General features: G+C 63.9%; 19 protein-coding genes. 9 read left to right on the top strand and 10 right to left on the bottom strand.

The annotated features are described in order from the left end of the window. Positions 1–173: 173 nt before the first annotated feature. The 4 genes from HJ583_RS04870 to HJ583_RS04855 are packed head-to-tail and all read right to left on the bottom strand — an operon-like array spanning position 174 to position 2,803. The gene (locus tag HJ583_RS04870) at positions 174–1,196 is read right to left on the bottom strand and encodes a TerC family protein (RefSeq protein ID WP_170020877.1); all 1,023 of its coding nucleotides are present in this window, start codon (positions 1,194–1,196) and stop codon (positions 174–176) included. A gap of 34 nt (positions 1,197–1,230) precedes the next feature. Continuing rightward, complete coding sequence (locus HJ583_RS04865; RefSeq protein WP_173863639.1) at positions 1,231–1,704, bottom strand: hypothetical protein; 474 nt, start codon at positions 1,702–1,704, stop codon at positions 1,231–1,233. 32 nt (positions 1,705–1,736) lie between these two features. Further along, positions 1,737–2,417, bottom strand: a complete 681-nt coding sequence (locus HJ583_RS04860) for a Bax inhibitor-1/YccA family protein (RefSeq protein WP_170020875.1) — start codon at positions 2,415–2,417, stop codon at positions 1,737–1,739. A gap of 29 nt (positions 2,418–2,446) precedes the next feature. After that, the gene (locus tag HJ583_RS04855) at positions 2,447–2,803 is read right to left on the bottom strand and encodes an HPF/RaiA family ribosome-associated protein (RefSeq protein WP_170020874.1); all 357 of its coding nucleotides are present in this window, start codon (positions 2,801–2,803) and stop codon (positions 2,447–2,449) included. A gap of 116 nt (positions 2,804–2,919) precedes the next feature. Between HJ583_RS04855 and nhaR the strand changes: the two genes are divergently transcribed. Beyond that, positions 2,920–3,822 (top strand): transcriptional activator NhaR, encoded by a 903-nt coding sequence (gene nhaR, locus HJ583_RS04850; RefSeq protein ID WP_170020873.1) that lies wholly within the window; start codon positions 2,920–2,922, stop codon positions 3,820–3,822. Here the strand turns inward: nhaR and HJ583_RS04845 are convergent. Further along, complete coding sequence (locus HJ583_RS04845; protein ID WP_170020872.1) at positions 3,805–6,462, bottom strand: cation-translocating P-type ATPase; 2,658 nt, start codon at positions 6,460–6,462, stop codon at positions 3,805–3,807. The genes nhaR and HJ583_RS04845 overlap by 18 nt on opposite strands. Before the next feature lie 119 nt (positions 6,463–6,581). Between HJ583_RS04845 and HJ583_RS04840 the strand changes: the two genes are divergently transcribed. Continuing rightward, on the top strand, positions 6,582–7,796 hold the full coding sequence (locus HJ583_RS04840) for an MFS transporter (RefSeq protein WP_170020871.1): 1,215 nt from the start codon (positions 6,582–6,584) through the stop codon (positions 7,794–7,796). Between the two features lie 25 nt (positions 7,797–7,821). On the opposite strand, the gene HJ583_RS04835 is transcribed toward HJ583_RS04840, so the two are convergent. Continuing rightward, positions 7,822–8,136, bottom strand: coding sequence for a chaperone modulator CbpM (locus tag HJ583_RS04835; RefSeq protein WP_170020870.1), 315 nt, complete (start codon positions 8,134–8,136; stop codon positions 7,822–7,824). Further along, a complete protein-coding gene (locus tag HJ583_RS19305; protein WP_170020869.1) occupies positions 8,133–9,086 on the bottom strand; it encodes a DnaJ C-terminal domain-containing protein in 954 nt (317 codons plus the stop codon). The genes HJ583_RS04835 and HJ583_RS19305 overlap by 4 nt, the downstream gene beginning before the upstream one ends. A gap of 118 nt (positions 9,087–9,204) precedes the next feature. On the opposite strand from HJ583_RS19305, the gene HJ583_RS04825 reads away from it, so the two are divergent. Next, on the top strand, positions 9,205–9,696 hold the full coding sequence (locus HJ583_RS04825; protein WP_170020868.1) for a hypothetical protein: 492 nt from the start codon (positions 9,205–9,207) through the stop codon (positions 9,694–9,696). An 88-nt stretch (positions 9,697–9,784) separates the two neighbouring features. Here the strand turns inward: HJ583_RS04825 and HJ583_RS04820 are convergent, their stop codons facing one another. Further along, positions 9,785–12,421 carry a DUF3141 domain-containing protein gene (locus HJ583_RS04820; protein WP_170020867.1) on the bottom strand — a complete coding sequence of 879 codons (2,637 nt, stop codon included), beginning with the start codon at positions 12,419–12,421 and terminating at the stop codon, positions 9,785–9,787. Between the two features lie 277 nt (positions 12,422–12,698). Here HJ583_RS04820 and HJ583_RS04815 point away from each other — a divergent pair, with 277 nt between their 5' ends. Together HJ583_RS04815 and HJ583_RS04810 are read left to right on the top strand one after the other, a co-directional pair. After that, positions 12,699–16,157: a hybrid sensor histidine kinase/response regulator gene (locus tag HJ583_RS04815; RefSeq protein ID WP_170020866.1), complete on the top strand. Its 3,459-nt coding sequence runs from the start codon at positions 12,699–12,701 to the stop codon at positions 16,155–16,157. Continuing rightward, the gene (locus HJ583_RS04810) at positions 16,144–17,085 is read left to right on the top strand and encodes a response regulator transcription factor (protein ID WP_101941268.1); all 942 of its coding nucleotides are present in this window, start codon (positions 16,144–16,146) and stop codon (positions 17,083–17,085) included. The genes HJ583_RS04815 and HJ583_RS04810 overlap by 14 nt, the downstream gene beginning before the upstream one ends. Before the next feature lie 31 nt (positions 17,086–17,116). Here the strand turns inward: HJ583_RS04810 and HJ583_RS04805 are convergent, their stop codons facing one another. After that, entirely contained in the window at positions 17,117–18,631 is a 1,515-nt protein-coding gene (locus HJ583_RS04805) for a methyl-accepting chemotaxis protein (protein WP_170020865.1), read from the bottom strand. A 27-nt stretch (positions 18,632–18,658) separates the two neighbouring features. Then, positions 18,659–18,796: a hypothetical protein gene (locus HJ583_RS04800; protein WP_170020864.1), complete on the bottom strand. Its 138-nt coding sequence runs from the start codon at positions 18,794–18,796 to the stop codon at positions 18,659–18,661. Between the two features lie 126 nt (positions 18,797–18,922). Here HJ583_RS04800 and HJ583_RS04795 point away from each other — a divergent pair, with 126 nt between their 5' ends. The 4 genes from HJ583_RS04795 (at position 18,923) to urtB (ending at position 24,392) form a co-directional block, all read left to right on the top strand. Beyond that, positions 18,923–19,699 carry a TIGR01458 family HAD-type hydrolase gene (locus HJ583_RS04795; RefSeq protein WP_170020863.1) on the top strand — a complete coding sequence of 259 codons (777 nt, stop codon included), beginning with the start codon at positions 18,923–18,925 and terminating at the stop codon, positions 19,697–19,699. A 102-nt stretch (positions 19,700–19,801) separates the two neighbouring features. Beyond that, positions 19,802–21,208 carry a tetratricopeptide repeat protein gene (locus tag HJ583_RS04790; RefSeq protein ID WP_170020862.1) on the top strand — a complete coding sequence of 469 codons (1,407 nt, stop codon included), beginning with the start codon at positions 19,802–19,804 and terminating at the stop codon, positions 21,206–21,208. A gap of 120 nt (positions 21,209–21,328) precedes the next feature. Continuing rightward, the gene (gene urtA, locus HJ583_RS04785) at positions 21,329–22,603 is read left to right on the top strand and encodes an urea ABC transporter substrate-binding protein (RefSeq protein WP_101941272.1); all 1,275 of its coding nucleotides are present in this window, start codon (positions 21,329–21,331) and stop codon (positions 22,601–22,603) included. 28 nt (positions 22,604–22,631) lie between these two features. Beyond that, entirely contained in the window at positions 22,632–24,392 is a 1,761-nt protein-coding gene (gene urtB, locus HJ583_RS04780; protein WP_235943698.1) for an urea ABC transporter permease subunit UrtB, read from the top strand. Positions 24,393–24,401 lie beyond the last annotated feature (9 nt).

The following is a 24,401-nucleotide window of genomic DNA, read 5'->3' as shown; positions in this document are numbered from 1 at the left end:
GAGAGCGAAAAGCATTCCACACGAAGACACGAAGACACGAAAAATCTTGAGCTCTCAAGCCAAAAGAGGGAGACCTGAAGCTGCGTCTCCCTCTTCCTCATCTTTCGATGCTTCATGTGCCGCTTGCAGGCAAGGCCGTGAGGCCTCGCTGCACACACTGAACCGAACACTGCTCAGGTCTTTTCACTTCCTGAAGACTCACCCTTCTTCGCCGCAAACGGGTAGGCAGTGCCGCTCTTGCCCTTGGGCGGGATGAAGACCGACAGCAGCATGGTGATGACCAGGATGCCAAAAGTAACCGATAGCGACAGGGCCACGGGGATCTTGTAGAAATCGACGATCAGCATCTTGATCCCGATGAAAGCCAGCACCAGTGCCAAGCCATAGCTGAGCAGGTGGAAACGCTCATGCGCGCCGGCCAGCAGGAAATACATCGCCCGCAGCCCCAGAATGGCGAACACATTCGAGGTCAGCACGATGAACGGGTCGGTGGTGATGGCGAAGATCGCGGGAATCGAGTCCACCGCGAACACCACATCGACGATGCCGATCAGCGCCACCACGATCGCCAGCGGAGTCGCCATGCGCACGCCCTTCACGAAGGTGAAGAACTTCTCGCCGTCATAGTCCGGCGCGATCCGCACCTTGCGGCGAATCCAGTTGAGCGCCGGGTTGTTGTCCAGATCTGGCTCCTGTCCGGCAGCCCACCACATCTTGATGCCGGTAAACAGCAGGAATACGCCGAAGACATAGAGGATCCAGTGGAACTGGGCGATCAGCCAGGCCCCCACCAGAATCATCACCGCACGCAGCACCAGGGCACCCAGCACCCCGATCATGAGGACGCGTTTCTGAAACTCGGCGGGTACTGCGAAATAGGTGAAGAGCATCAGGAACACGAAGACGTTATCCACCGCCAGGGCTTTCTCGATCAGATAACCCGTCGTGAATTCGATGGCCTTGGTATTGGCCAGCTCTCGCGCTGTAGCGTCGTCCCCCAGCCCGCCGAGATACCACCATAGCCAGCCCATGAACAGGAAGGAAACCGCCACCCAAACCAGCGACCAGACGCCCGCCTCACGCATCGAGACTCTATGGGCGCCTTGGCGGCTGAGTGCAAAGAAATCCAGAGCAAGCGCCAGGAGGACGAACAGCGCGAACAGCGTCCACATCAAAGGCGTACCAACAGTCAGCATGATTTTTTATCCGGTTGAGAATCGTCTGAGTGACTCAGTACGAAGCAGGATTCGACTGGTAAGGCTTGTCCGGCCGAAGCTTCGGAATGAATGGTTGAGGGCTGCGCAAAACATTGGCCAATTGTAGATCCCATGCATCCAGTGCAGCCCACAACAGGATGGCTTCGCCCGAATGCACAAGCTGGTCGGCCCCGATCACGCTCAGCGCTGCACGGCAGAGGCTGCGCTGCAAATCCGGCTGATCAATGTCTGCCAGCAAACGGGCGATATCGCCGGGCCTGAATTCAAGCTTGAAGTCAGGCCCCACCCGCTGGCTGCGCTGCGCGTCTTCGCAGAAATCGCCCAGCACGACATCGATCAGATCACGATCGATACCCAGCTTTCTCAAGGCCGGAAAATGATCCAGGACTGCCAGCTCCAGCCGGTCCAGATCACCATCCGCGAGCGCCGTCAAAACGAGAAAGCGGGCGGCGGCCTGGGGGCTGTTCTTCGCATAACTACGCATCATTTTTCTCCTTTTATTCGATCAGGCCATGCCACTCATTCATCATTACCGCCCATACCGAGCAGGCTCAGCAGACTGGTAAAGAGGTTGTAGATCGACACATAGAGGCTCACCGTCGCCATGATGTAGTTCGTCTCTCCGCCATGAATGATGTTGCTGGTCTCATACAGGATCATCCCGGCCATCAGCAGCACCACGACCGCCGACACCACCAGAGCCAGCCCTGGCACCTGAAAGAACATCGCGCCAAGCCCGGCCAGAAACGCAACCACCATCCCCACGAACAGAAAACCACCCATGAAACTGAAATCCCGCTTGGTCGCCAGAACCCAGGCCGACAGGGCGAAAAAGATCACGGCTGTTCCGCCCAGTGCCATGGCCACGATCATGCCGCCGTCCTGCAGCGCCAAGGTACGACTAAGGACAGGTCCGAGGGTGTAGCCCATGAAACCGGTGAGGCCGAACACCGACAGCAGCCCCCAGCCGGAGTTGGAGAGTTTTGCGGTCAAAAAGAACAGGCCGAAAAAGCCCCCCAGCGTTAGCAGCAATCCGGGGGCCGGCAAAGCCAGTGCAGTACTGAGACTCGCCACCACCGCGCTGAACAGCAGCGTCAGGCCCAGCAGCGCATAGGTATTGCGAAGTACGCGATGCGTGCCGAGCAGCGACGCATCCCCTGCCAGCGTGCCCGTTCTGTAGGCAGAAATACCGTTTGTCATGCTCACACTCCTCTAAGAATCAAGAATCTTCAAACCAACTCGGCCTCGGCCGGGATGCGCTCACTGCGTGCCGCATAGCGCTGGCGTGCCTGGCGCTCCAGTCGCCGCACTACCGTGCGCCCGGCCCTCGCCAGGCTGCGGTCCAGCACCTGATACAGGTCGGCGCCCAACTCCTCCACCACGACGGAGCCCGGCTGTTGCAGGCTGATTTGCACCGTGCAGGATTTGTCGTCACCACCTTTGGGGCCGTTGATATCCACCAGGCTGATGCTCACGCGTGCGATCCGCCCCGCGAGCCGTCCGAGAGTGAAGCGCGCACGCCGCTCGGCGTGCTCACGCAAGGCCTGGCTCACATCAATCCCACGAAACTGGATGTCGATATGCATGATCTGCTTCCCTTTCAAGAGATGTCGGTATTGACATGCCTCACTCTAGGCGCAGAGACTTGCATTGAAAATTCGGATTATCAAAACAGATACTCCGAAAAAGTAGGAGTATAAAAATGACCAACTACAAGCATCTGCACTACTTCTGGATGGTCGCGAAATCAGGCGGCCTACTACCGGCGAGCGAGGCGCTACACACCTCACAGCAAACCCTCAGCGGGCAGATCAAGCTGCTGGAGGATCGCTTCGGCAAAGCCCTTTTTCAGAAGCGCGGGCGCAAGCTGGAACTCACCGAAGCCGGTAAGACCGTTTTCAGCTTTGCCGACGAGATCTTTTCGCTCGGCGCCGAGATGGAACAGGTTCTTCGCACTGAAACCCCGTCCGGGCGAGCCATCGAGTTCCGGGTCGGCGTGGCGGATGCCCTGTCCAAATCTATCGTTTACCACTTGCTGGAACCGGCCATGCGCCTGCCAGAGCCGGTGCGCATCGTGTGTCGGGAATGGAAGCTGGACAGCCTGATGGCCGAACTCGCTACCCACCGACTGGATCTGGTGATCGCCGACAGCCCGATCCCCGCAGGCCTCTCGGTCAAGGCCTATAACCACAAGCTGGGGCGCTCCGGCCAGAGTTTCTTTGCGGCGCCACAACTGGCGGCCCGTTGCACAGGCAGCTTTCCGGCCACGCTCAACGGCATGCCGATGCTCATGCATGGCGACGACTCCGAAGTCCAGAAACAGCTCGACCGCTGGCTCGAGAGCGAGCACCTGTATCCGAACGTAGCCGGCGTCTTCGACGACAGTGCCCTGCTCAAGGCCTTCGGTCGTGAAGGTCATGGCATCTTTGCCGCCCCCACGATTCTGGAAGCGGAAATCATCAGTCAGTACGGTGTAAAGCTGCTGGGGCGTACAGCGGCCATCTGGCAGGATTTCTATGCCATTTCGATTGAACGGCGGATCACTCATCCCTGCGTGCTCGCCATCTGCAATGCCGCCCGTGGCGAGCTATTTGCACCAATGTGACATGCAGGCCTTGCGTGCCTCCTCCAGCCCCCCCAGCAAAGCGGCAAACGGCAGCGCGTAGCCCCACACCACGGCGGCCAACGGCGCCGTGCCGAAGAGCACGTTGCCCAGTGGGGTGTAGATAATCAGCAGCAACAGCCCCAACTCCAGTGCCAGCCCGGCCAGCAACAGCCGGTTTTCAAGCAGCGAAAAATGCCAGAGTGGCAACTGCGGATGGCGACAGACGAAGACATTCACCATCTGCGCCAGCACGATGGCCATCAGGCAAGCCGTGGTCGCCTGCAGATAGAGCGGATCGCGCGGCGCCAGCACGTCGCCGTACTGCCAGCCGGCAGCGTGCAGGACGAAGAAGAAGGCCGCCATCGCACCGAGTGCTTCCAGCGGACCAAGAAACAGATAAGCGCGCGCCAGTAGCGGCCAGGACAGCAAACGTTCCCCGCGCGGACGCGGTGGCCGACGCATCACCCCTGCATGCGGCGGCTCGGCCCCCAGCGCGAGGGCAGGCAGCATGTCAGTGCCCAGATCCACCGCCAGGATCTGGATCACCGTCAGTGGCAGCGGGATGCGCAGCAGCACGAAAGCCAGATAAGGCACGATCTCCGGGATGTTGGAGCTGAGGATGTAGGTCAGGAACTTGCGGATGTTGTCGAACACCGCGCGCCCCTCTTCGATGGCATTGACGATGGTGGCGAAGTGATCGTCGAGCAGCACGATGTCCGCCGCCTCGCGCGCCACATCAGTCCCAGAGAGCCCCATAGCGATGCCAATATCGGCGCACTTGAGAGCCGGCGCATCATTCACCCCGTCACCAGTCACCGCCACGATCTCGCCGCGTGCCTGACAGGCCTGCACGATCAGCATCTTCTGCTCAGCCGAGACGCGGGCGAAGAGAATTTCCGGCGCAGCCAGCGCCAGCTGCAAACTGGCCGGGCTCATGGCCCGCACCGCGTCACCAGTGAGCACCACCGGCTGCGGCGTGCGGATCAGGTCCAGCTCGCGCGCAATCGCCAGCGCGGTGTGCGGATGATCGCCGGTCACCATGATCACGCGCAGGCCGGCACCGTGGCAGCGCGCAACCGCCTCGTGCACATCGGGGCGAGGCGGGTCTTCCAGCCCGACCAGGCCACACAGATGCAGGCCCTGCTCCGCGCCGGTCGCGCCACTGGCAAGCGGCTTCCAGGCGCAGGCCAGCACACGCAGGCCGCGATCGGCCATGTCGTTCTGCGCGCGCTCGAACATCTGCCGCGCCGCCTCGTCCAGCGGCTGCAGAGCGTCGCCCAGCATCCAGCCCGTGCACAGCGGCAAAACGGACTCCGGTGCGCCCTTGCACCACAGGTCGCCCGTGCCATCGGCATGCCGGGTCAGCACCGACATGCGCCGGCGTTCGGTGTCGAAAGGGATCTCGCCCACACGCTCACCGGTATCCGGCATCTCGCCGGCAAAAGTCCACAGGGCGATTTCCATCGGGTCGCCCAGCGCTTCGCCCGCCGGGAATTTCAGGTTGTGACAGACCCGCGCCACCGCGCGCAGGTGGCGGTCATCCACCCGCGGCCAGCGCTTGGCCGCCAGATGGTGGGCTGCGGCCACGAAGACCTCGCGCACCGCCATGCGGTTCTGGGTCAGGGTACCGGTCTTGTCGGTGAGGATCACCGTCGCACTGCCCAGCGTCTCCACCGCCGGCAGATGGCGCACCAGGGCGTGGCGTTTGGCCATGCGCTGGGTGGCGAGCGCCAGCGAAAGCGTCACCGTGGGCAAGAGCCCTTCCGGCACGTTGGCCACGATGATGCCGATGGCAAACATGAAGTTCGCCCAGAACGGCAGACCGATGAAATGGCCGATGACAAAGAAGGCCACGCCGAGTCCCAGCGCCAGCAGGGCGACGATGCGCGACACGCGGCGGATCTCGCGTTGCAGGGGCGACTCGACCTCACCCGCGGTCTGCGTCAGATGCGCGATGCGGCCGAATTCCGTGTGCATGCCGGTGGCGAACACCAGCGCACTGCACTCTCCCGCCACCAACAAGGTGCCCGCCAGCAGGAGATTGCGCGCGGCGAGCGGGTCGGCCTCAGCGTCCGGTGCCGCTTCGCGCGCCCGCGGGCGGGATTCGCCGGTCAGCGTGGCCATGTCGACCCGCACCCCGGAGGCCTCGACCAGGCGGCAATCGGCCGGCACCTTGGCGCCCTCACCGAGCAGCACCAGATCGCCCGGCACCAGCGCAGCGGCCGGCACGGTGAGTGTTGCCCCGTCGCGGCGCACCTCCACCAGCTGCGGCAGCAGATCCCGCAGCGCCGCCAGCGCCTGCTCGGCGCGGTAGCTCTGCCAGAAGGAGAAGGCCCCGTTCACGACGATCACCCCGAGCACCGCTAGGCCCAGTTCGAACATGCCCTGGCCGGGATCGAAATATGCCGCCACGAAGGCTAGCCCCGCGGCCAGCCACAGGATCAGGGCGAAGAAATGCGAGAACTCGCGCAGAAGCAGCAACCACAAGGGATCACGCGGCGGCGCCGTGACCTGATTCACGCCGAACTCGATCAAGCGCCGGGCGGCCTCGCTTGCCGTCAGCCCCTGCGCCGAACTGCCCAGAGTGGCGAGTGCCGCTGCGGGACTCTGCTGCGCGATATGCAGGCTATGGGGATTCATGTTTCAGCCTAGTCCGGACCTGCTGAAAACCTAACTGAATCGACGCTTCGGGCAGTTCATCAGCGCTCAGCCCACAATCCTTGCCAAACGCCCGCCCAAAGCGCGAGATAATCCGCAGCATGCAGCTTAAAAATCCCCTCTTCCGCCAGCACGCCTTCCTGTCTTTCTGGGTGTCGCGCATCTTCACCACCATGGCCAACCAGATGCTGATGGTGGGCGTGGGCTGGCAGATGTATGACCTCACCCACAGCGCCTGGGATCTGGGCCTTGTGGGCCTCGCCCAGTTCCTGCCGGCGCTCGCGCTGACCCTGGTGGTAGGCCATGTTGCCGACCGCTTTGACCGCCGCCGCGTGCTGGGCCTGTGTCTCGTGGCGCAGGCACTGGTGGTGCTGGCGATGGTATGGGGCACGCTTTCTGGCTGGATCAGCCGTGAGCACATCCTGCTGGCTTCCGTGGCGCTGGGCGCCGCCAAGGCCTTCCAGATGCCCACCCAGCAGGCCCTCGCACCGCTGCTGGTGCCGGCCGAAATCCTGCCGCGCGCACTGGCCTTCAACTCGGCCGGCGCCCAGTTCGCCATCATTGCCGGGCCAGCCGCGGGCGGCTTCGTCTATGTGGCCGGTGCCGAGACGGTGTATGGACTGTGCGGCCTGCTCTTCCTTGCGGCGCTGATCTTTCTGGCCCGCGTGCGCTATGACCATGCACCGGCCGTCTCGCGTCAGCCGGTGAGCTGGGACAGCCTGTTCGCGGGCATCCGCTTCATCTGGCAGCGCAAGCCGGTGCTCGGCGCGATCTCGCTGGACCTCTTCGCGGTGCTGCTGGGCGGCGCCACCGCACTCCTGCCGATCTATGCGCGCGACATTCTTCATACCGGCCCCTGGGGCTTGGGCATCCTGCGCGCTGCGCCGGCCGTGGGCGCGTTTGCAATGTCGATCTGGCTGACCCATCACAGCATCGAGCGTGGCGCGGGCAAGCTGATGTTCGGCTCGGTGGCCGTGTATGGGCTGGCGACCCTGGTGTTCGGGCTGTCGACGAGTTTTCTGCTGTCACTCTCGATGCTGGCGATTTCGGGCGCGGCGGACATGATCAGCGTCGTAATCCGCCAGTCGCTGGTGCAACTTGAAACGCCAGACGAGATGCGCGGCCGGGTCAGCGCGGTGAACTCGATCTTCATCGGCGCTTCCAACCAGCTCGGTGAGTTCGAGTCCGGCGCCACCGCGGCGGCCTTCGGCGCAGTCGGTTCGGTGGTCGTGGGCGGGCTGGGGACGCTGGCGATCGTCGGCTTGTGGATCAAGCTCTTCCCGCAACTGGCCAAACGCGAACGCCTGCAGGCCTGAGCACAGGCATCAGAGCGCCGCAGGCTCAGCCCTGCCCGACCTTGCGCAGGCTTTCACGCAAGGCATCCAGCTCATCCAGCATGTCGGCCACCAATGCAGCCAGCTCGGGGCCGGCATCAAAATCACGCTCCAGCTGACGCATGCGCCGGGCACGCAGCAAACAGGCGCTGGAAAAACGCCAGGTTCCAGCCAGACATTCGACGCGCGGAAACAGCCCTTCCTGAATGTGCAGGATCAGCCAGTCTGGCTCCACCGCACACGCAGCCGCAACCTGCTCAAGGGTCAGCCAGCTCTCATCAAGCAGGCTGCCGATCAGGATTTCATCATCATGGGTGCTCATGCTTGAGTCTCCTGACGCGGATCGAAGGCCAGCGCATGCGCCATGTCCTCATAGACTTTGCGCGCGGCAGGGCTGTCTGCCGGGGGCAACACGACCTGGATGTCGAGTAGCAGATCGCCCGGAGGATTCGACGGAATGCCTCGCCCACGCACCCGCAGCTGACGCCCGCTCTGACTGCCCGCTGGAATCCGCACTTTCAGCTCGCCGCCCGGCAGCGGCACGCTGATCACCGCGCCCAGCGCGGCCTCCCAAGGCGTGACCGGGAGTGTCAGATGCAACTCACGGCCTTCCACACGCAGCCGCGCATGCGGCTTGAAATGCACCTCCAGCAGCAGATCACCCGCCGGCGCACCTCCCACGCCCGGGCCCCCCTGACCGGCCAGACGGATCACCTGCCCCTCATGCACGCCGCGCGGGATCTTCACGTTCAAGGTGCGTGTGGCGAGCAGCACCCGCCCCCGCTCATCAAGCCGGGGCACGCGCAGCGAGATCTGGCGGGTTGCGCCGCTGAAAGTATCATCCAGCTCCAGCACCACCTTGGCATGATGGTCCTCGCCGCGCAGGCTGGCGCCCCCGCCATGGCCATGCGGGGGGCGCGGCCCACCGCCCATGCGGCCAAACAGCTCAGCAAAGAAATCACTGTAATCACCCGCTTCGCCCGACGAGAAGCCCCGGTTCGAAAACTCGAAGCCACTATCCCAGCCCGGCGGGGGACGGAACTCCTGCCCCGGTGGCGGTGCGCTGCCGAGCTGATCATAAGCCGCACGTTTCTCGACATCCGAGAGTACCGCATTGGCCTCATTGATTTCCTGCATGCGGCGCTCGGCATCCGGCTCTTTGGAGACGTCCGGATGGTACTTGCGCGCCAGCTTGCGAAAGGCTTTCTTGATCTCATCGGCCGACGCACTGCGACTCACGCCCAGTGTCTGGTAATAATCCTTGAACTCCACTTGGCATCCTCTCCCAACACACTCGTTTCAGGCTATGCCACAGGCTCAGGCAAGGCTGGATGCGCGCCCCTTTGATCCGGCCGCCGACGCCCCGTCGCACAGCCCGTACAATCGCGCCATGACAAAGATTTCCCCGCATGAAGACACCACCGCCGTTCACGAAGACCGCCTGTGGAAAGACAAGGGCTGGACTGCTCGCGTGATCAAGAACCAGGATGACGACGGCTGGGCGGTCGAGATGATTCTCGACGGCGAACCGGAACCCGCCCTGGTCGGCCCGTGGACCATGGGACGCGACAAGAAGAACCCCAAACCGCTGGATGCCACCGCCTTCAGCACCCTGGTGAAAACCGCATCCGAAGTGATCCGCCGTCACGAGCAGCATCTGCATGCGATGCTCAACAAGCGTCTCTCGGTGAGCACCGACGACGGCGTGGTCGAGGTCTCGCTCAGCATCGTGCCGGACGAGGACGACCCCTACGCCACACTGTCCGCGCACGATGCCGCCGGCGAGCTGCTCGCCGAGCTACGGGTGGGGCCAGACTTCAGGTTCAGCCAGGCAAGCGCCCGCAGTTGGATCGAGAGCGGTTTTCGCGCGCCCGGGCGCTGAGCCAGCGCGCGAAGCTCAGCTGAAAACGCACAAAGCCGGGCAAGCCCGGCTTTGTGCTGAGTGCCGCGCGCGCTAAACCGCAGCGCCGTTAGCTGGCCGCTTTGCGACTGCGCGAGCGGGTAGCCACGGCAACAGCCTTGGCCGCAGGTTTGGCCGCGACCGGTTTGGCTGCAGGCTTGGCTACAGGCTTGGCAGCCGCCAGACTGCGTGCGGCGACTGCCGGTGCTGGTGCAGCGCCCGCTTTGGCGGCCGCACTGGCCTTGCCCGCGGGCTTCGGCGCGGCCTTGCTGGCAGCCTTGGCGACGGCAGGCTTCGCCGCCGGCTTGCTGGCCGCTGGCGTTTTGCTTACCGCCTTGGGTTTGGCGGCAGGCTTGGATGCTGCCTTGGCCGGCGCTTTCGCCACTGCCTTCGCCACAGATTTCTCCGCTGCTTTCGGTGCGGGCCGGGCAGCGGCGGGCTGCCCAAGGCTGGCGCGAATCTTTTCCAGAGTCGCCTTCTGCTCCGGATCCAGACCATGCTCGATGAAGCGCGGATCGGCTGCAACTGCATCCAGCAGTTGCAGGTAACGGGCACGCTCATCGGCGTTGCTCAGGAGTTTCGGCAGGCTCGCCAGGGCACGCGCCGGCTCGTAGCGGCAGATGATTTCCTGCACCCCGCGCAGTTGGCGCCAGTCAGCCCGGTCCATCTTCGGCAGGAGGTGAGCGTAGCTCGCCTCGAGATCGCGCTTGAGTTCGATCTGCTCAAGCAGGAAGGGTTGGCCGTGGCGCTTGATCAAGGCGGCCGTGCGCACCAGCGCTTCGGCATAGCCGCCGCGCTCGATGGCGGCCAGCGACTCCTTCACCACCGCCAGCTGGCGCGGCTCGGTCACCGCTTGCGGCACTTCCCGATCCGGATCTTCCACCCCCATCAGGAACAGGTTGCCGTAGAGCTCGAAGAAGGCCTGCTCGGTGAGGCCATCGCGCATGTCACGATAGAAATCGAGCAGCGAACTGATCATGCTGGAGCCGAAGCGCTCTGCCTTGCGCAGCGGCGCATCCGCCGGCAGGGCACGACGCTGGGCCTTCACCTGCTCGGCCACCGGGCCCAGCCAGGCCACCATGGGATTCAGGTCCGAGAGGATCCAGCGTTGCAGACGCAACGGATGCAGGGTGCGCAGGGCCTGAGCCATCGGCTCGTTGGCAATCATCTTCACCCAGGGGCGTACGAACATCTCGTAGCTGCGCTGGTTGTGCTTGGATATCTCGGCCACGGCTTCGAAGATGTTCTCGTCCTTGCGCCCCACCTTGTTAAGGCGCAGGGAGATGTCTTCCAGACGGTGCTCGACGAACTCCACCGAATACTCGATCTTGCCGCCAGCGCCCTTTTCTTCATTGATCTTCATGGCATACAGGCCGGGCGGCAGGCTCTCGATGGACTTCATCACCTCGACGATCTGCGCATGCTCCTTCTTCGCCACCTTGCCGGAGACGAAGATACCGAGGTGGCCAATGTTTTCGTGCAGCATGCCAACGATCACCTGGCCGTTGGCCTTGATGTCGTCGGTGGAGGCATACACGTCAGCCACCCAGTTGAAGGCCTGTTGCGGCGGGGTGATGTTGTCGCCCATCGAGGCGAACAGGATGATCGGCGAGCGGATCGCGCGCAGATCCAGACGATCACCGTCACGCGCACGCAGATCGCCCTCCCACAGGGAGTTGCCGACGAAGAGATTGCGCACGATCCACTCGATTTCTTCGCGGTTCATCAGGAAGAAACCGCCCCACCAGCGCTCGAATTCGAGGAAGCGCGGCGGCTCGGTATCGATGTTGGCGAACACGTGGTAGTACTTGTCCCACATCGAATTCGAAGGATGCAGGTTCTCGAAATTCTGCACCAGCCAGGCGCCGTCGAATACGCCGTTGCCCAGATCCGCCGTCAGCGAAGAGAGCCAACTGCCGCCCAGCATGCCGCCGGCGTAACGCATCGGATTGTCACCCTCGCCTTCCTTGAAGGCGCCCCCCCAGTAGGACATCGGCGCACCGTTGATCACGATCGGGCCGGTATCTTCCGGATTGCTGGCAGCCAGCATCATGGCGGCCCAACCGCCCTGACAGTTGCCCACCAGCACCGGCTTGGGGCTGTGCGGATGGAGGCGGCGCACCTCGGCCACGAAGCGGCGCTCGGCTTCGCACACATCCAGCAGGGTCTGGCCCGGCTCGGGCTTCGGATGGAAGGACACGAAATACACCGGATGGCCTTCGCGCAGGGCCACCCCGACCTGCGAGTCATCCTTGAAACCACCGATGCCAGGGCCATGGCCGGCGCGCGGATCGATGATGATGTAGGGCCGCAGCTTCGGATCGATCTTCACGCCGGCCGGCGGAATGATCTTCAGCAACATGTAATTGACTGGCGTGTCGAACTTGCGCGCATCCAGCACCACTTCGTAATCGAAGTGCAGCAGCGGAGGCTGGCCGGCTTTCACGTGTTCGAGATAGTTGTTGCCGCGCTGGCGCAGCGTGTCCATGAACAGCACGGAGCGCTGCGCGAAATCCACCACGTAATCGCCATAATCACTCCAGAACTCCTGCGGCGTGATCTTGCCGCCCATGGCCTCGGCCAGAGCCTCCTTGAAGCGTGCCGTGGCCTGGGTGTTGGCAACTTCACTGCGGCGGGAGAAGAGGTGAGAGGACTTCTGATACAGCTCGAAGCTGTTGCGTAGCTGCTGGGTGAATTCGGTGAACATGCGAGTCTCCGGTAAGAAACGGAAAGCGGTTCAGGCGGCAGGCGCGGCACTAGGCAAAGAGCCTGCCGGAAGTATGCTGCGCAGCAACAATACGCCTGTTTGTTTGAGCCTGACACCGCACACAAGTACAGGATCGAGCACCAGCCAGGGGCTGTATCCGGATGCTCCGGCACCATCGGCGGGAATGCCGCAGGCACAGGCGCCTCCGAACCAATGCTTTTACTCTTTCACTTCAGTTGCTTGACGCCCCGGGCACAGGCCCTGCATCGTTCCAGGGATGAACCCCAGCCCCCTGCCCCAAGCCAGTGCCGACGAGCACGATGCCGTACAACGCGTCGTGAAGGTAAGGCGCGACTACAACACCTGGGTCGCCAGTGAAACCATCGAGGATTACGCCCTGCGCTACACCCCCAAGAGCTTCCGCAAGCTCTCGGAATGGCAGGTTGCCAACACCGCTTTCGGGGCCGCCGCCTTCCTCGTGCTGGAAGCCGTGGGCGCCACCTTGCTGGTCAATTACGGTTTCATCAACGCCGCTCTGGCCATCTTGGCCACCGGCATCATCATCTTCCTGTGCGGTACGCCGATCAGCCTCTACGCCGCTCGCTACGGGCTCGACATGGATCTGCTCACACGCGGCGCGGGCTTCGGCTATATCGGCTCGACCATCACCTCACTGATCTACGCCAGTTTCACCTTCATCTTTTTCGCCCTTGAGGCGGCGGTGATGGCCTACGCACTGGAACTCGCCTTCGACATCCCGCCCGCCTGGGGCTACCTGATCTGTGCACTGGTGGTGATTCCGCTGGTGACCCACGGAGTCACCGTGATCAGCCGCCTGCAGCGCCTCACCCAGCCAGTGTGGCTGATCCTGCTGGCCCTGCCCTTTGGCTTCGTGCTGGCCAAGAACCCCGGCGTGCTCGGCGAACTGGCCGTTTATCCCGGTGCGAATGGCCTCGGCGCAGGCTTCAACATGCATCTGTTCGGCGCCGCACTTACGGTGGGCATCGCGCTGATCACCCAAATGGGCGAGCAGGTCGATTACCTGCGTTTCATGCCAGCGCAGACTGCGCAGAACCGCAAAAGCTGGCTCGCCGCGGTGCTGGTCGGCGGGCCGGGCTGGGTGCTGATGGGCGTGGCCAAGATGCTCGGAGGTTGCCTGCTGGCTTATCTCGCACTGCGCAATTCGGTGCCGGTGGACCGGGCCGTCGACCCGAACCAGATGTATCTCGTCGGCTTCGAGTCTGTCTTCAGTCATCCGGGTTGGGCGGTGGCGATCACCGCCGGCTTCGTGATCATTTCGCAGCTCAAGATCAACGTCACCAATGCCTACGCTGGCTCGCTCGCCTGGAGCAACTTCTTCGCCCGCCTCACCCACAGCCACCCGGGCCGCGTGGTGTGGATGGTGTTCAACACCGCGATTGCCCTGATGCTGATGGAGCTGGACGTATTCCAGGCCCTCGGCCAGGTGCTGGGCCTGTATTCCAACATCGCGATTGCCTGGCTGGTGGCCGTGGTGGCTGACCTCGTCATCAACAAGCCGCTGGGCCTGTCGCCCCCCGGCATCGAGTTCAAGCGCGCGCATCTGTACGACATCAATCCGGTCGGCGTCGGCGCCATGCTGATCGCCTCCACCCTCTCCATCCTTGCCTACCTCGGCGTCTTCGGCGCCAACGCCCAGGCCTTTGCCAGCTTCATCGCGCTGGCCGCCGCCCTGATCAGCTCGCCGCTGATTGCCTGGGCCACCGGCGGCAAGTACTACCTCGCCCGTCCGGCCGTGCCCGCAGCGGCCGGCACCCTGCGCTGCGTGATCTGCGAGCGCGAGTACGAGGGCGAAGACATGGCGCGCTGCCCGGCCTACCAGGGCCATATCTGCTCCCTGTGCTGTTCGCTGGACGCCCGCTGCCATGACCTGTGCAAGCCGGACGCACGCCTCTCAGCGCAGTGGTCTGCCGGCATGCGCCGCCTGCTGCCGCGAGCACTGTGGCCTTACATCGACAGCGGGCTGGGCCACTACCTGCTGCTGATGGGCGCGGTACTGGCCGGCCTCGCCGCCCTGCTCGGCGTGCTGTACTACCAGCAGGCCCAAACCCTTGTCGACCCGGTCTTGATGCCGGCCATCCGCAGCACCTTCACCAAGGTTTTCTGCGTGCTCCTGCTCGCCTCCGGCATCATTGCCTGGTGGCTGGTGCTGACCCACAAGAGCCGCCAGGTGGCGCAGGAAGAATCGAACCGCCAGACCCATCTCCTGATGCGCGAGATCGAATCCCACAAGCGCACCGACGAGGCCCTGCAACAGGCCAAACAGGTGGCGGATGCGGCCAACCAGGCCAAGAGCCGTTACGTCACCGCGATCAGCCACGAGTTGCGCACGCCACTCAACTCCATCCTCGGCTATGCCCAAATCCTGGAGGATGACCCCACCATCCCCAGCCACCGCCAGCAGGCCATCCGCGTGATCCGGCGCAGCGGCGATCACCTGCTGTCGCTGATCGAAGGCACCCTGGACATCGCCCGCATAGAGGGCGGCAAGCTCAGCCTGGAGACCCGCGCCATCGACTTCAGCGCCCTCCTCGAGCAACTGGTGCAGATGTTCAGCCTGCAGGCCCAGCATAAAGCGCTGGCCTTTGATTACCAGTGCCTCGGCGAGCCGCCTGCCGTGGTGCGGGCCGACGAGAAACGGCTGCGCCAGATCCTCATCAATCTGCTGGGCAATGCGGTGAAATTCACGCGTGTCGGCGGCGTGAAGTTCCGCCTGCGCCACAGCCGCGACATGGCCACCTTCGAGATCGAAGACACGGGCCCCGGCATTTCTGCCGAAGAACTGGAACGCATCTTCGAGCCCTTCTCGCGCGGCAGCAGCGCCCAGAGCACCTCCGGCACGGGACTGGGCCTGACCATCGCGCGCATGCTCACCGGCCTCATGGGCGGCGAGCTCTCGGTGAAGAGCGAACCCGGCATCGGTACCTGCTTCACGGTGCGCCTGTTCCTGCCGCAGGTGCATGCAGCCCAGGCCGCCCGCGAACTGCCACGCCGCCACTACACCGGCTACCGCGGCGAGCGCCGGCGCATCCTGATCGTCGACAACCAGGCCGACGACCGCGAGTTGCTCGCCAGCGTGCTCGCTCCGCTCGGCTTCGAGCTGGACCAGGCCGCCTCTGGCATCGAATGCCTTGAAGTACTGCCGCGTTTCCAGCCGCACCTGATCTTCATGGATCTGGCCATGCCCGGCATTGACGGCTGGGAAACCATCCGCCGCATTCGTGCTCAGCGTCCGCCGGGCCGCCCCGAGGCTGATCAGTCCGCCTCTACAACAGACGCTACGACCGAAACCAGTGCGCCCTTCATCGCCATCCTCTCGGCCAACGCCTTCGACAAGGGGCTGGAAAACGACGCTGGCGTTTCCCCGCAGGACTTTATCCTCAAGCCCTTCAAGGTGGCAGAACTGCTCGACTGGATCGGACGCACGCTGCAATTGGAATGGATCGAAGCCCCCGCCGAAATCACCGCGCCCTTGCCAGAGGAGAGCAGCAGCCAGCCGCCCCGGGCGCTGCTCGAAAAACTCGATCAGCAAGTCCGCCTGGGCTATGTGCGCGGCATCCACGCAGCCCTCGATGCGATCAGCCAGGCCAACCCGACGCACGCCGCCTGGGCTCAACCGCTACGCGAACTGCTGGCACAATTCGATCTCGATAGCCTGCAACAGCGTGTGAAGAAAGCCCTCGATGCCGCCGCTTGACCTCGACCGCAGCCGCACCGATCTCGTCCTGATCGTCGATGACGTACCGGAAAACCTCTCCGTGCTGCACGATGCGCTCGATGAGGCCGGCTTCACTGTGCTGGTCGCCATCAATGGCGACTCGGCCCTGGCCCGCGCCCGCCAGAGCCTGCCGGACATCATCCTGCTCGACGCGCTGATGCCCGGCATGGATGGCTTCGAAGTAGCGCGTCGTCTCAAGGCCGACTTTTCCACCCGCCACATCCCGATCATCTTCATGACCGGCCTCACCGAAACCGAGCATGTGGTGGCGGCCTTCAACGCTGGCGGCTCAGACTACGTGAGCAAACCGGTGCGCACCGGCGAGGTGATTGCCCGCATCAGCAGCCACCTGGCCAGCGCCCGCCAGATGAAGCAGGCGCGCAGCGCACTGGACGCCTTTGGCCAGGCTACCCTGGCCGTGCGCCCCGAGAGCGGCCGCGTCACCTGGCAGACACCGCTCGCGCGCCGCCTGCTGGCCGACTACTTCCCGGCCGAAAGCGCTGCCGAACTGGCGCCGCCGCCGCTGCTGCAATGGATCATCCGCACCCTTGATCAAGCGCGCCGCGAACCCGGTAGCCCGCTGCTGCCCCTCAACATCGCCCACGAATCCCGGCGCCTGATCTTCACCCTGCATGATCAAACCGCCGACGGCGAATGGCTGATCGTATTGCGCGAAGAAAACGATGCCGCGCAGATCGAGGCCCTGCTTGCCGCCTTCACGCTGACCCGCAAGGAAGCCGAAGTGCTCTACTGGGTATGCAAGGGCAAGACCAGCCCGGATATCGGCGAAATCCTCGGTTCCTCACCGCGCACCGTGAACAAGCATCTGGAGCACATCTACGAGAAGCTGGGCGTGGAAAACCGTACGGCGGCCGCCAAGCTGGCACTCGAAAAACTGCGCGGCTGAGCGCCGTCCCGCCCCCGATGCGAGCCGGCGCTCAGAGCTTGAAGCGCGCCAGCGAATCCCGCAGATCGTGCGCCACTTCCTGCACCTCGCCCGCCTCCTGGGCAATATCTCGGGTGGCAGCGGTCGCCGAGTCCGCCCGGCAGGACACCCGGTCCACATGACTGGCGATCTCGCCCGTCACCGTACTCTGTTCGCTCAGGGCGCCGGAAATGGCTTCCACCACCTCTCCCACACTGCTGGTCTGGGTATTGATCTGGGCCATCCGGCTACCGGCCTCGCCCGCATGCGCCACACCGGCTTCGACCTTGCCGACCGCCTGCTCGATGGTATCCAGCACACTCTGCTTGGCCGCGCGCATGTCGTCCATCATCTGGTTGATCTCGTTGGTAGCCTTGGTCGTACGTTCGGCCAGCTTGCGCACTTCGTCAGCCACCACGGCAAAGCCGCGCCCCGTTTCACCAGCCCGTGCTGCCTCGATGGCCGCGTTCAGGGCCAGCAAATTGGTCTGGTCGGCGATCTCCTTGATGATGTTGACGACCTGGGCGGCACGCTCGGACTTTTCGCCCAGCTCCTCGACCCGCTCCGCCGCCTGCGAGATCACCCCGGCAATCGCACCCATTTCGCTGACCGAATTCTGCACCACCTGCCCGCCCTCGGCCGCCGCCGTCTGCGAGGCCGCAGCGAGACGCCGCGCTTCCGCCGCCTCTCCGGTAATCATGCTGATCGAGGCGTTCATCTCCTGCATTGCCGTGGCCATGCTCTGGGTAGCTTGCCCCTGCTCGGCCGCATCGCCGGCAATCGCCTGCACCGAGGCATTCAGCCGCGTCACCAGTGCAGCCAGACGACCCGAACCCTGGCTCACGCGCTGCAGCGATTCGCGCAACTGATCCTGCATCGTGGCCACCGCCTGAATCACCGGGCTGGCCTCGCGCCGCGCGGCATCGAAGCGATAGTCGAGGCGACCGGCGCTGACTTCCAGCGCGAAGCGGGAGACCTCGGCTGCGTCCAGCACCATCGCGCGCAAGCGCAAGGCCACAAAACACAGCACCACGGTTTCCACCACCACATACACCGCATGCAGCACCACCAGCCCGACTGTGCCGGGCTGCGGGAACACATATACGCCCAGCCCGCCGGCCTGCAGCCACGAGAACAGCACGTGATGCACCGCAATCAGCCCGGCCGCAAACACCGGCGGCTTCCAGTCGCAGTACAACACCAGAAAGGCCAGCAGCACGAAGATGCCGAAGTGGGCCTCGATCATGCCGCGCGCCTGATGAATCATCAGTCCCGAGAAAATCATGAAGGCCGCCGCCACTGCCAGTCTGGCGATCAGGCCACCCGGCTCCAGACGGATCAGGGCCAGTGGCACGACGAGGGCCGGCACGCCCAGCAGAAGCGCCGGCAACCAGCTGCCATTAGCCACGGCAAGGCCCAGGCAGACCAGCAGTAACAGGCCCAGCACCCCAGCCAACAACCCATCGGCCCGGGCCCGAAAAGCCTGCAAGGCCTGTTGCTCGGAATTCTGTGCAGCGGATGGGTTCATGTGAGCGGCTCCTGTGGTTTGCGTACTTCAGCCAGTAGCCACCCTGCACAGGATGCCGCGCAGAGCCGCTTCGTACTCAACATAGAGCAGCCCGCCGAAACTGGCACTGAGCCAGGCGGCCAGCAGGGCCCAACGGGCAGTACGGGTACGAAGCAAGTCGTGCATGACAGTGCGGATGACAAAAGAGGGAGGCCACGCATTTATCGGCAGTGCGGCCCCCCGGCTTGAATGCCCAACAGTGCGCGCGCTTCTTGCATAAGCTGAAGATAGGTTCTGCCAAGGAGACTTGCCATGCCCGAGTTGCCCTCCCGCCCGCGCGGCGTGCTGATCGATCTGGCCGGCGTGATTCACGTCGGTGATCGTGCCCTGCCCGGCGCCATCGACGCCTTGGCGCGCCTGCGTGCAGCCAAGCTGCCCCTGCGTTTTCTCACCAACACCACACGCAGCCCGCGCGCCAGCGTGGTCGGCAAGCTGCAGGCGATGGGCTTGGGCATCGCGCCGGATGAGGTGATGACGGCGGTGCATGCCACGCACCAATATGTACAGCGTCACCACTTGCATCCCTGGCTGCTGATTCACCCGGACATTGCCGCCGAAATGGGCCCCAGCGCCGCCGCACCGGATGCCGTGGTGCTCGGCGATGCGGCCGATGGCTTCAGTTTTGCCGCCATGAACCAGGCCTTCCGCCTGCTCAAACAAGGCCTGCCGCTGATCGCCATGGCCCGCAACCGTTTCTTCCAGGAAACCGACGGACTCACGATCGACATGGGCGCTTTCGTCACTGCCCTGGAATACGCCGCAGACGTACAAGCCACCATCATCGGCAAACCGGCTGCAGCCTTCTTCGGGGCCGCGCTGGGCGAGCTGGGCATCGGCGCGCAGGAGGCCGTGATGATCGGTGATGATCTGCGCGACGATGTGCAAGGCGCCCAAGCCTGCGGGGTTGCCGCCATGCTCGTACGGACCGGCAAATACCGGCCAGCCGATGAACAGGCAGCAGGCGAGCGCCCGGCACTCGTCTGCGATGACTTCGCGGCCGCCGTCACGGCCATCCTGGCGCGCGTCTGAACATACGCCCCGGCCCAAGGAGTAAAAAAATATCAAGTTAACCCACTAGCGCTGAAAAATTCATAAGCTGGCCTCGCTTGCATCGCAGCCCATCCAGCTCACATGAACCACGCTTCCGGCGCCCTCCTCGCCCCGCCCGCCGACGCCCTCTTCAATGAAGGGGTGGCTCTGATGATGGCGGGTACCCGTACCCAAGCCGAGGGCTGTTTCCGCCGCGCGATCAGCCTGCAACCGGAATTCTCGCAAGCCTGGGTGAATCTGGGCCTGCTACTCGATCAGGGCGGCGAGGCGACAGAGGCCGAGCACTGTTATCGCCACGCCCTGGAGCTGGGCGAGCGCAGCCCGCAACTGTTCCTGAACTACGGCGCATTGCTGGCAGCCCGCCAGGACTTCGAAGCCGCCATCGCCACCTATCGCGAAGGCATCTCCAGCGACCCGCACACCCCAGCCCTGTGGTCCAACCTCGGCGCCCTGCTGGTCAGCCTGCGTCGTGACGCCGAAGCCGAAGCCTGCCTGTACACAGCCCTCGAGCATTCGCCGGACTACCCCAGCGCCCGCTACAACCTGGGCTACCTGCTCCTGCGCCAGGGCAATTTCGATGAAGGCCTCAGCTACTTCGAAGCACGTGACTGGTATGCCGGTCTGGAGAATGTTCTCGGCGACACCCTTGGCATCCGCCGCTGGCAGGGAGAAGCACTGACGGGAAAGTCCATCCTGATCACCTGCGAGGCCGGCCATGGCGACATGATCCAGTTCGGCCGCTATGCCCGCCTGCTCAAGGCACGCGGTGCGGCACGGGTCGAACTGCTATGCCACCCGGGCCTGCAGCGACTCTTTACCACGCTGGTGGGCATCGATCAGGTGCTGCCCCTCGACCACCCGGTACATCTGGCGAACTGGGACTTCTGGTGTCCACCGCTGAGCCTGCCCCGCTACTGCGGCACCAATGCCCGCAGCATCCCGGCCGTCACGCCCTACCTGCATCCGGATGCTGCGGACAAGGCGCGCTGGCAACGCGTGTTGCCCAGCGGTGGCCTGCGCATAGGGCTGGTGTGGCGCGGCAATCCGAAGTTCGAGAACGACCGCGAACGCTCCCTGCCGCACCTGCTACATCTCGCGCCGCTGTGGTCAGTCCCCGGCGTAAGCTTCGTGAGCCTGCAGAAAGGCACTGGGGAAGACGAGGCGCATACCGTGCAGGCCGCCTGCCCGATCACCCCGCTCGGCCCGCAACTGCGGGACTTTGCCGATACCGCAGCCGTGATCGCAGGGCTCGATCTCGTGATCAGCGTGGATACGGCAGTGGCTCATCTGGCAGGTGCGCTGGGCAAGCCCTGCTGGGTCATGCTGCCGCATTTCAATACCGACTGGCGCTGGCAGCTGGAGCGCGACGACAGCCCATGGTACCCGGGCATGCGCCTGTTCCGTCAGCCCAGCCATGGCGACTGGCGCAGCGTGGTTGACGCACTGGTCGTCGCGCTGCAGGCCTTGCCTCAACGCCCGTCGCGCTGAACACTACGCAGCGCCTACGCACTCTGACGTATTCAGCTCCCGAAGCTGACTCCCTAAAGTGGCATCACGCGATCAGGAAACGGTCGCCTGCACACCACCACACACTCAGGGAGCTTTCACATGCAATCTCGTCGCAGCTTCATCAAGATCTCGGCGCTGTCTGCCGCCATGGCCGTCGCCGGCTTCGCATCTTTCAGCGCTTCGGCCGCTGACACCATCAAGGTGGGCGTGCTGCACTCGCTCTCCGGCACCATGGCCATCTCCGAAACCGTGTTGAAAGACACCGTGCTGATGGCAATCGAAGAGATCAACGCCAAGGGCGGCGTGCTTGGCAAGAAGCTCGAACCGGTCGTCGTCGATCCGGCTTCCAACTGGCCACTGTTTGCCGAAAAGGCCCGCCAGCTGATTTCCAAGGACAAGGTCGCCGTCACCTTCGGCTGCTGGACTTCCGTCTCCCGCAAATCCGTGCTGCCGGTGTATGAGGAACTGAACAGCCTGCTCTTCTACCCGGTGCAGTACGAAGGCGAAGAGCTGTCTAAGAACGTCTTCTACACCGGTGCTGCGCCCAACCAGCAAGCCATTCCGGCCGTTGAATACCTGATGAGCAAGGACGGCGGCGGAGCCAAGCGCTTCGTGCTACTGGGTACCGACTACGTGTACCCGCGCACCACCAACAAGATCCTGCGCGCCTTCCTCAAGAGCAAGGGCGTGGCCGATGCCGACATCCTGGAGGAATACACCCCCTTCGGTCACAGCGATTACCAGACCATCATCGCCAAGATCAAGAAGTTCTCTTCCGAAGGCAAGAAGACCGCCGTGGTCTCCACGATCAATGGCGACTCCAACGTGCCCTTCTACAAGGAACTGGGCAACCAGGGCCTGAAGGCGACCGACGTACCGGTGGTGGCCTTCTCGGTGGGTGAAGAAGAACTGCGCGGCGTGGATACCAAGCCGCTGGTGGGCCACCTGGCCGCCTGGAACTACTTCATGAGCATCAAGAACCCGACCAACACGGCCTTCGTGAAGCAGTGGAGCGACTACGCCAAGAAGAACAACATCGCCGGTCACAAGGACAAGCCGCTGACCAATGACCCGATGGAAGCCACCTACATCGGCATCAAGATGTGGGCGCAAGCGGTCGAGAAGGCCAAGAGCACCGACACCGACAAGGTGATCGCCGCGATGGCCGGCCAGACCGTGAAGGCTCCGGGCGGTTTCGTCTCCACCATGGACCCGAAGAACCACCACCTGCACAAGCCGGTGTTCATCGGCGAAATCAAGGCTGACGGTCAGTTCAAAGTGGTGTGGAAGACCCCTGGCCCGGTCAAGGCTCAACCCTGGAGCCCGTTTGTTGAAGGCAACGACAAGAAGAAGGATGAGCCGGAAAAGAAGTAATCCGGTGATCTGAAAGGACAGGGGATGCATGCATCCCCTTCCTCTTCATGCCGGGTGCGCGCAGCGCGCGTGCATCAAGGCAATTCCCTTGCCCTTGCTGCAGCCGGCCTCACCGCCGGACACCCGGGCCACGCGGCCCGCCACGCCTGAATCCTGGATTTTCAAGACCGCCATGACCTTCATGCGCCCCGCACTTCTCGCCCTGCTGAGCCTGGCCATCTCTCTTGCCAGCCCGCTCGGCTTCGCCAAACCTGCCCCGGAGCTGGTGCTCCAGCTCGCCACCGGCGACAACGACGCCAAGGTCGCCGCGCTCTACGCGATTGCCGGCAGCGCCGATCCCGAAGCCCTGCCCATCCTCGAAGCCTTGCGCGACGACACGCTCAAATCGCTCGGAGGCAAGCAAGCCATCATTTTTGATGGAGAAACCGCCAGCGATGCCATCAGCGGTGAAAAACTGGCCAAGGTGCCGGATGAACTCGAAGACGTGGTCAGCAATAACCGCGTCACCAATGCACTGGACGGTGCTTTCGCCGCCCTCGCGCTATCCTCGGCCGACCAGAGCGAACGCCTGGAAGCCGTGAAGAAACTGCAGGACTCGGCCAACCCGGCGATCCTGCCCCTGCTGGACAAGGCGCTGGCCACCGAGTCTGACCCGCAGATCGCCAAATTGCTGCGCCTTACCCAGGCTGCCGCCCAGCTGCAACATCCGGACAAGGCCATCCGCCTCGCGGCCATCCAGACCCTCGGTGGCAGCGGTGAGCCGAACGCCAAGGTATTGCTCGGCGCCCTGCTCGAGAAAGAGGGCAGCAGCTACCGTGAAGCCGACGAAGCCCTGCGCGTGGCGGCCCAGCAGGCCATCAACTCGATCAACTCCCACCTCAAGCTGGGTGAAGCCGCAGGCGGCCTGTTCACCGGCCTGTCGCTGGGCAGCATCCTGCTGCTCGCAGCGCTGGGCCTCGCCATCACCTACGGCCTTATGGGGGTGATCAACATGGCGCACGGCGAGCTGATCATGATCGGCGCCTATGCCGCCTACGCAGTGCAGAACCTGATCCGCGCCCACGCACCGGACCTCTTCGAGTTCTACCCGCTGATCGCCATCCCGGTCTCCTTCTGCGCCTCCGCCTTGGTGGGCGTGGCGATGGAGCGTCTGGTCATCCGTCACCTGTATGGCCGCCCGCTGGAAACCCTGCTCGCCACCTGGGGCATCAGCCTGATGCTGATTCAGGCCGTGCGCAGCCTCTTCGGCGCGCAGAACGTGATGGTCGAAAACCCCGCCTGGCTCTCCGGCGGCGTGCAGGTCATGAGCAACCTGATCCTGCCGTATAACCGACTGGCGATCATCGCCTTCGCGGTACTGGTCGTCATCGGCATGGGCCTGATCCTGAGCCGCACCCGCCTCGGCCTGTTTGTGCGCGCCGTCACCCAGAACCGCCAGATGGCGAGCTGCGTCGGCGTGGCCACGCCGCGTGTCGACACCATGGCTTTCGGCCTCGGCTCCGGTATCGCCGGCCTCGCTGGCTGCGCGCTGAGCCAGGTCGGCAACGTCGGGCCGGATCTGGGCCAAAGCTACATCATCGATTCCTTCATGGTCGTGGTGCTGGGCGGCGTCGGCCAACTCGCCGGCACGGTGTACGCCGCGCTGGGTCTGGGCGTGCTGAACAAGCTGCTCGAAGGCTTCGCCGGCGCGGTGCTCGCCAAGATCGCCGTCCTCGTTTTCATCATCATCTTCATCCAGAAGCGGCCACAGGGCCTGTTCGCGGTGAAGGGCCGGTTTGTCGACAATTGAGCGTGGAGC

It is taken from the genome of Uliginosibacterium aquaticum (assembly GCF_012972705.2).
In the GTDB taxonomy this organism is placed as follows: domain Bacteria; phylum Pseudomonadota; class Gammaproteobacteria; order Burkholderiales; family Rhodocyclaceae; genus Uliginosibacterium; species Uliginosibacterium aquaticum.
Note: the sequence above shows the minus strand (reverse complement) of the source record. Positions and strands in the feature narration are given on the sequence as shown.